Origin of the sequence: Streptomyces sp. NPDC056296 (genome assembly GCF_042268605.1) — a bacterium.
GTDB lineage: Bacteria > Actinomycetota > Actinomycetes > Streptomycetales > Streptomycetaceae > Streptomyces.
In genome coordinates this window covers 8,675-15,441 of the sequence record NZ_JBHJRX010000094.1, presented here as the reverse complement: position 1 = coordinate 15,441, position 6,767 = coordinate 8,675, and the positions used below count along the sequence as shown (strand labels likewise).

The following is a 6,767-nucleotide window of genomic DNA, read 5'->3' as shown; positions in this document are numbered from 1 at the left end:
TTTTTTTTTCGTGGTGTTTTTTTCTTTTTTTTCTCCGCTGTGGCCCCCCACACCCCACGGGGCCGCCCGCCCTTCCCCCCCGCGTCCCGCGTCAGAGGTTGGTCATGTCGACCGGGATCAGCTGCTCGGCGCCGTCCCGCAGGATGGTGGCCTCGATCAGGCCGTAGGGGCGGTCGGCGGCGTAGTACACGGCGCCGTCCTTGGCCTCGTTGTCGATCCCGAACGGCGACAGGTCCGAGCGGAAGTGGTGCTTGTTGGGCATCGAGAAGCGGATCTCGTCCACCTCGTCGCGCGAGTTCAGCACCCGCACACCCATCTCGAAGAGGGTCTGCTGGAGCGAGTACGAGTAGGTCTCGGCGAACGCCTGGAGCGCGTGCTTGCGCACACCGTTGTACGAGCGGTCCCAGTCCGGGGCGTGCGAGTCGACGCCGTCCCAGTTGTGCCGCCACCAGGTGGAGACGGTGGTGGCGAGGATCCGGTCGTAGTCCTCCTTGAGGGTGGTGTACTTGTCCTTCAGGTAGCCGAAGAACTCGGAGTTGGTCGAGTTCAGGACGGTCAGGTCCTTGAAGCCGGAGAGCACCTGGATGCCGTGGCCGTCGTAGGTGATCTCGGCGACGCGGGTCTCCTGGCCCGTGCGGACGAAGGAGTGGGCGATCTCCTCCGAGCCGACGAAGCGGGCGCCGCCCTTGGAGGTCTCGATCCGCTCCCAGCCGTACTCCTCGACGCGGATGCGGGCCCGGTGGATGGGCTCGTTGTTGTCCACGAAGTGGCGGGCGAGCTTGACGCCGAGGTCCTCGGCGCTCTCGATCCCGTGCTCCTTGGCGAAGGCGAACACCGTGTTCTTGGTGGTGTCGGTCGGCAGGACGTTGGCGTTGGACCCGCTGCGGTGGACCTCCTCCATGTCGCCGGAGAGGGCGACGGAGACGTTCAGGTCCTTGATGTGGTGCGTGTCGCCGTCACGCGTGATCTTGACGACGCGGTTCTCTGCCTTGCCGTACTGGTTCTGTCCCAGGACGAAACGGGTCATGTGTCGGTCAGCTCCCTCGGTAAACGGAGTAGCCGAACGGGTTGAGCAGCAGCGGAACGTGGTAGTGCTCGCCGGGCACCACCGCGAAGGTGATGGTGACCTCGGGGAAGAACACGGGCCGGCCGTTCTCGCTGTCCCGGAGCGCGGGGGCGTCCTGCTGGGCCGCGGCTTGTTTCTTGGCGAAGTACGTCTCGGTCTCGAAGTCGAGCCGTACGTGTGTGGTGCCCTCCGGCAGTGCCGGGAGGTCCTTGCACCGGCCGTCCGCGTCGGTCGCGGAGCCGCCGAGCTTCTGCCAGTCCGCCTCGCTGCCCGCGCGGGCGGCCAGGTGGACGGCGACGCCCTCGGCGGGGCGGCCGACGCTGGTGTCCAGGATGTGCGTGGACACGGAGGCGGTGGTGCTGGTGCTCATGGTCAGGCGTCCTGTTCGACGAGTCGGGAAAGGCGGATGCGGTTGATCTTCCCCAGTTCGGTGCGGACGATCTCCCGCTCCTGCTCGGGCGAGTTGCCGATCCGCTCCTTGACCGCGTCCCGCATCTGCTCGCCGGTCCGGCCGGTGGCGCAGATGAGGAAGACGTGGCCGAACTTCTCCTGGTAGGCCAGGTTGAGTTCGAGCATCTCCGCCTTGAGTTCCTCGGCGGCGCCGGCCATGCCCGCCTGTTCGCGGGACGAGGTCGGGTCGCCCGGCTTGGGGCGGCCGATCGGCGGATGCCCGGCCATCGCCTCCGCGAGGTCGTCCGCCGTCAGCTCGGCCATGGCGGCGTCACTGGCGGTGTAGAGGTCCTCGGGGGTGGCGAAGGGGCGGGTGGCGAGCAGGTGCCGGGCCCACGCCGTGGAGGCACACGCCTCGTGGAGTTCCGCGAGCGCCGCGGTCTCCTCGAGGGTGTTGAAACGGGCCAGGCCCGACGCGGAAGTGGACGTCACGGGAGCCTCCGTGGCCTTGTGCTGAACGGGCGTGCCGATAGCTAACGCCCTCGGAAACAAGCCGTCAACACTTTGTTGAAAATTCGGGGCAACAAAAGCCGCCGTCCGGTTGCCGGACGGCGGCTTGCTGTTCAGGAGGTTGTGCCTGGCCCAGGACCCGTTCTCCGGTCAGGCGTCCTTCTCGCGGTTGAGGTAGTTGTAGACGGTGAAGCGGCTGACGCCGAGGGCGCCCGCGACGGTCTCCACGCCGTGCCGCACGGAGAAGGCACCGCGCGCCTCCAGGGTCCGTACGACCTCCTGCTTGGCCCGCCGGTCGAGTTCGGCCAGCGGCCTGCCCTGCCGGCGCTCCATGGCCGCCAGGATGTGGTCCAGGGAGTCGGCGAGCTGCGGCAGGCGTACGGCGATGACGTCGACGCCCTCCCAGGAGAGCACCACGTCGTCCTGGCCGGCCTCGTCCGGCGGGAGTATCTCGCCGCCGATGGCGTCGACCAGGGGTTTCACGGCCGCGATGAAGGGCTCCTCCCCCGGCCCGGTCACCGCTCGCCCTCCCCGGCCGCGCTCTCCTCGCCCGCACTCTCCTCGACCACGTTCACCTGGAGCGAGATCCGGGTGGCACCGGCCTCCAGGGACCGGCGCAGCAGCGCGTCCACGGCGGTGAGCACCGCGTCGGCACCGCCCTCGGCGGTGTTGCCGAACGGGCCGACGTCGACCTCGTCCAGCTCCGCGGCCTCGACGACCTCCCGGGCGACCACCGCGTGCGCGGGTGCCTCGTCCAGGTCGAAGGGCTCGGTCGTGAACTCCACTCTCAATCGCACCCGGTCAACCTAACGCGCGGTGACCGTTTCCGCCGAGCCCTCTTGACAAGCTCCGGCAACCGACGGCAATCTTCCATTAAGCAGAAACGAACTTCCGTAATGCGGAACACGATCGAAACGGAAGGGAGCGCGGCACCCGATGGGATTCGCAGATCAGCGCTTCAACGTCAACCTGTCGATCCTCTTCACGGAACTCCCGCTCCTGGAGCGTCCCGCGGCCGCCGCCGCGGCCGGCTTCACCGCGGTCGAGCTGTGGTGGCCCTGGATCGACTCGCCCACCCCCGAGCAGTCCGAGCTCGACGGCCTGAAGAAGGCCATCGAGGACGCGGGCGTCCAGCTCACCGGGCTGAACTTCTACGCCGGAAAGCTGCCGGGCCCCGACCGCGGCGCCCTGTCGGTCCCCGGTGAGGAGTCGGACCGGTTCCGCGCCAACATCGACGTGGCCGCCGACTTCGCGAAGTCGCTGGGCTGCACGGCGCTCAACGCCCTGTACGGCAACCGCGTCGAGGGCGTGGACCCGGCCGAGCAGGACGCGCTCGCGCTGGAGAACCTGGTCCTCGCCGCCCGCGCGGCCGACCGGATCGGCGCGATCCTGCTGGTCGAGGCGCTCAACAAGCCCGAGTCGCCGCTGTACCCGCTGGTGTCGGCACCGGCCGCGATCGAGGTCGTCGACAAGGTCAACGAGGCCACCGGACTCGGCAACGCCAAGTTCCTCATGGACCTCTACCACCTGTCCATGAACGGCGAGGACCTGCCGCGGGTGATCGAGCGGTACGCCGCGAAGACCGGCCACGTGCAGATCGCCGACAACCCCGGCCGCGGCGCCCCCGGCACCGGCTCCCTCCCGCTGGAGGAGCTGCTCGACCAGTTGCAGAAGGCCGGTTACGACGGCTGGGTCGGCCTGGAGTACAAGCCGGGCGACAACCCCAGCACCGAAGCCTTCTCCTGGCTGCCGGCCGAGGCCCGAGCGGCCCGCTGAGCGCCACCCGCAGAAACTTTTCAGAGAGGTATCCACCATGAGCACGCTTCCCAAGGTCGCCTTCATCGGTCTCGGCATCATGGGATCTCCCATGTCGGAGAACCTGATCAAGGCGGGTTACCCGGTCACCGGCTTCACGCTGGAGCAGGACAAGCTGGACCGCCTGTCCGCCGCGGGCGGCACCGCGGCCGGCTCGATCGCCGAGGCGGTGCGCGACGCCGACGTCGTCGTCACCATGGTGCCCGCGTCGCCGCAGGTCGAGGCCATCGCCTACGGCCCCGACGGCATCCTGGAGAACGCGAAGTCCGGCGCCCTGCTGGTCGACATGTCCTCGATCACCCCGCAGACCTCCGTCGACCTCGCGAAGGCCGCGAAGGACAAGGGCATCCGCGTCCTGGACGCCCCCGTCTCCGGCGGCGAGGCCGGTGCCATCGAGGCCGTGCTGTCCATCATGGTCGGCGGTGAGCAGGCCGACTTCGACGAGGCCAAGCCGCTCCTGGATGCGCTGGGCAAGACCATCGTGCTGTGCGGTCCGCACGGCTCGGGCCAGACCGTGAAGGCCGCCAACCAGCTGATCGTCGCCGTGAACATCCAGGCGTGCGCCGAGGCCGTGGTCTTCCTGGAGAAGTCGGGCGTGGACCTCAAGGCCGCCCTCGACGTCCTCAACGGCGGCCTGGCCGGCTCGACGGTGCTGACGCGGAAGAAGGACAACTTCCTCAACCGCGACTTCAAGCCGGGCTTCCGCATCGACCTGCACCACAAGGACATGGGCATCGTCACCGACGCCGCCCGCAACGTCGGTGCCGCGCTGCCGGTCGGCGCCGTGGTCGCCCAGCTGGTCGCCTCGCTGCGCACCCAGGGTGACGGCGGCCTGGACCACTCGGCCCTGCTGCGGGCCGTGGAGCGCCTGTCCGGCGCCCAGGTCTGACCGCGGGCACCTCATGAGACCTCCGGGCGGCGCCGTCGCTGACACCTGTCCTGTCGCGCCCGAGCGGCGGCGCCGCCCGGAACCCACTTCAACAAACTGTTGACGTGCTCGTCACCCAAACTTAAGCTCCACGAAGCGGAAACAGTTTTCCGCTGACCCCTCGCACGGAAGGTCCCCGATGTCGCAGCGCGTGCTCACGACAGAGTCCGGCGCCCCGGTCGCCGACAACCAGAACTCAGCCTCCGCCGGCATCGGCGGCCCCCTCCTCATCCAGGACCAGCACCTCCTGGAGAAGCTCGCCCGCTTCAACCGCGAGCGCATCCCGGAGCGCGTGGTGCACGCCCGCGGCTCCGGCGCCTACGGCCACTTCGAGGTGACCGACGACGTCACCGACTACACGCACGCCGACTTCCTGAGCACCGTCGGCAAGCGCACCGAGGTCTTCCTGCGCTTCTCCACCGTGGCCGACTCGCTGGGCGGCGCGGACGCGGTCCGCGACCCGCGCGGCTTCGCGCTGAAGTTCTACACCGAGGAGGGCAACTACGACCTCGTCGGCAACAACACCCCGGTGTTCTTCATCAAGGACCCGATCAAGTTCCCCGACTTCATCCACTCGCAGAAGCGCGACCCGTTCTCGGGCCGCCAGGAGCCGGACAACGTCTTCGACTTCTGGGCGCACTCCCCCGAGGCCACGCACCAGGTGACCTGGCTGATGGGCGACCGCGGCATCCCGGCGTCGTACCGCCACATGGACGGCTTCGGCTCGCACACCTACCAGTGGACGAACGGCAAGGGCGAGTCCTTCTTCGTCAAGTACCACTTCAAGACGGACCAGGGCATCCGCACCCTGACCGCCGAGCAGGCGGCCGAGCTCGCGGGCCAGGACCCGACCTCGCACCAGACGGACCTGGTGCAGGCCATCGAGCGGGGCGTGTTCCCGTCCTGGACGCTGCACGTGCAGCTGATGCCGGTGGCCGAGGCGGCGAACTACCGCTTCAACCCGTTCGACGTGACCAAGGTGTGGCCGCACGCCGACTACCCGCTGCGCCGCGTGGGCCGGCTGGTGCTCGACCGCAACCCGGACAACGTCTTCGCCGAGGTCGAGCAGGCCGCGTTCTCCCCGAACAACTTCGTTCCGGGCATCGGCCCCTCCCCCGACAAGATGCTCCAGGGCCGTCTGTTCGCCTACGCGGACGCGCACCGCTACCGCCTGGGCGTCAACCACACCCAGCTCGCGGTGAACGCCCCGAAGGCGGTGCCCGGCGGCGCGGACAACTACGGCCGCGACGGTCTGATGGCCGCCAACTCGCAGGGCCGCGGCGCCAAGAACTACGAGCCGAACTCCTACGACGGCCCGGTCGAGACCGGCCGCCCGCTGGCGGCCCCGCTCGCGGTGTCCGGCCACACCGGCACCCACGAGGCGCCGCAGCACACCAAGGACGACCCCTTCTACCAGGCGGGTGAGCTGTACCGCCTGATGTCCGAGGACGAGAAGCAGCGCCTGATCGCGAACCTCGCCGGCGGCCTGTCCCAGGTCTCCCGCAACGACGTGGTCGAGAAGAACCTCGCGCACTTCCACGCCGCCGACCCGGAGTACGGCAAGCGCCTGGAAGAGGCGGTCCGCGCCCTGCGCGAGGACTGACCGCAAGACTCGCGCACGGGACCCGGCGGGGAGGCCGGGACTGTGCGCGGCCCGTGAAGGCACCGGAGCGGCCCGGATGAGGGGTGGCCGCCCGGTGCCGGCACGGGCAGGGCGAGGACCGCGGCGGCCTGCGAGCCAGTGCGGTGGTGAAGGGCCCGGGAGCTTCTCCTACGACCTGAGGGGAGAGGCGTTCCGGACCCGTCGCACCGCCGCGGTCCCAGCCATCACCCGCCCCTTCGCAAGGGGCCCCAGAACTCCGTCCGGCGGCGCGAACGACCTGTCGCGCCCAGCCTCGCGCTGTCGGACGGACACCATGTTAAGAACCTTCACCGGCTGAGCAGCGGCGGGTGCGGACGGGCCCGCCCCCGGCGCTCTTCCGCTTTCGCCCGGGTGTGGAGTCCCCGCCCACCCAACAGGCCTAGGGTAGGGCACACCCACCTCAGCACCCGCACAAC

8 protein-coding genes are annotated in these 6,767 nt (G+C 69.4%); 3 read left to right on the top strand and 5 right to left on the bottom strand.

The features are described 5' to 3' along the window. Positions 1 to 91: 91 nt before the first annotated feature. The 5 genes from pucL to ACFCZF_RS38725 all read right to left on the bottom strand — a co-directional run bounded on the left by pucL (position 92) and on the right by ACFCZF_RS38725 (position 2,763). Positions 92 to 1,027, bottom strand: a complete 936-nt coding sequence (pucL, locus tag ACFCZF_RS38745) for a factor-independent urate hydroxylase (RefSeq protein ID WP_121749901.1) — start codon at positions 1,025 to 1,027, stop codon at positions 92 to 94. Between the two features lie 7 nt (positions 1,028 to 1,034). Beyond that, positions 1,035 to 1,436: a hydroxyisourate hydrolase gene (gene uraH / locus ACFCZF_RS38740; protein WP_375925306.1), complete on the bottom strand. Its 402-nt coding sequence runs from the start codon at positions 1,434 to 1,436 to the stop codon at positions 1,035 to 1,037. A 2-nt stretch (positions 1,437 to 1,438) separates the two neighbouring features. Then, the gene (uraD, locus tag ACFCZF_RS38735; RefSeq protein WP_375925304.1) at positions 1,439 to 1,948 is read right to left on the bottom strand and encodes a 2-oxo-4-hydroxy-4-carboxy-5-ureidoimidazoline decarboxylase; all 510 of its coding nucleotides are present in this window, start codon (positions 1,946 to 1,948) and stop codon (positions 1,439 to 1,441) included. A 168-nt stretch (positions 1,949 to 2,116) separates the two neighbouring features. Then, on the bottom strand, positions 2,117 to 2,485 hold the full coding sequence (locus tag ACFCZF_RS38730; RefSeq protein ID WP_376675663.1) for a helix-turn-helix domain-containing protein: 369 nt from the start codon (positions 2,483 to 2,485) through the stop codon (positions 2,117 to 2,119). Next, positions 2,482 to 2,763: a hypothetical protein gene (locus tag ACFCZF_RS38725; protein ID WP_376675662.1), complete on the bottom strand. Its 282-nt coding sequence runs from the start codon at positions 2,761 to 2,763 to the stop codon at positions 2,482 to 2,484. Before ACFCZF_RS38725 ends, ACFCZF_RS38730 begins: the two co-directional genes overlap by 4 nt. A 139-nt stretch (positions 2,764 to 2,902) precedes the next feature. On the opposite strand from ACFCZF_RS38725, the gene ACFCZF_RS38720 reads away from it, so the two are divergent. From ACFCZF_RS38720 to ACFCZF_RS38710, 3 genes are all read left to right on the top strand, one after another. Beyond that, positions 2,903 to 3,742 carry a TIM barrel protein gene (locus ACFCZF_RS38720; RefSeq protein WP_376675661.1) on the top strand — a complete coding sequence of 280 codons (840 nt, stop codon included), beginning with the start codon at positions 2,903 to 2,905 and terminating at the stop codon, positions 3,740 to 3,742. A gap of 37 nt (positions 3,743 to 3,779) precedes the next feature. Beyond that, entirely contained in the window at positions 3,780 to 4,670 is an 891-nt protein-coding gene (locus ACFCZF_RS38715) for a 2-hydroxy-3-oxopropionate reductase (RefSeq protein ID WP_376675660.1), read from the top strand. 178 nt (positions 4,671 to 4,848) lie between these two features. Next, a complete protein-coding gene (locus tag ACFCZF_RS38710) occupies positions 4,849 to 6,312 on the top strand; it encodes a catalase (RefSeq protein WP_376675659.1) in 1,464 nt (487 codons plus the stop codon). Positions 6,313 to 6,767 lie beyond the last annotated feature (455 nt).

Bases quoted from the DNA above. Each gene is read 5' to 3' on its own strand.
- pucL (WP_121749901.1), bottom strand. From the start codon at position 1,027: ATGACCCGTTTCGTCCTGGGACAGAACCAGTACGGCAAGGCAGAGAAC.
- uraH (WP_375925306.1), bottom strand. From the start codon at position 1,436: ATGAGCACCAGCACCACCGCCTCCGTGTCCACGCACATCCTGGACACC.
- ACFCZF_RS38720 (WP_376675661.1), top strand. From the start codon at position 2,903: ATGGGATTCGCAGATCAGCGCTTCAACGTCAACCTGTCGATCCTCTTC.
- ACFCZF_RS38715 (WP_376675660.1), top strand. From the start codon at position 3,780: ATGAGCACGCTTCCCAAGGTCGCCTTCATCGGTCTCGGCATCATGGGA.
- ACFCZF_RS38710 (WP_376675659.1), top strand. From the start codon at position 4,849: ATGTCGCAGCGCGTGCTCACGACAGAGTCCGGCGCCCCGGTCGCCGAC.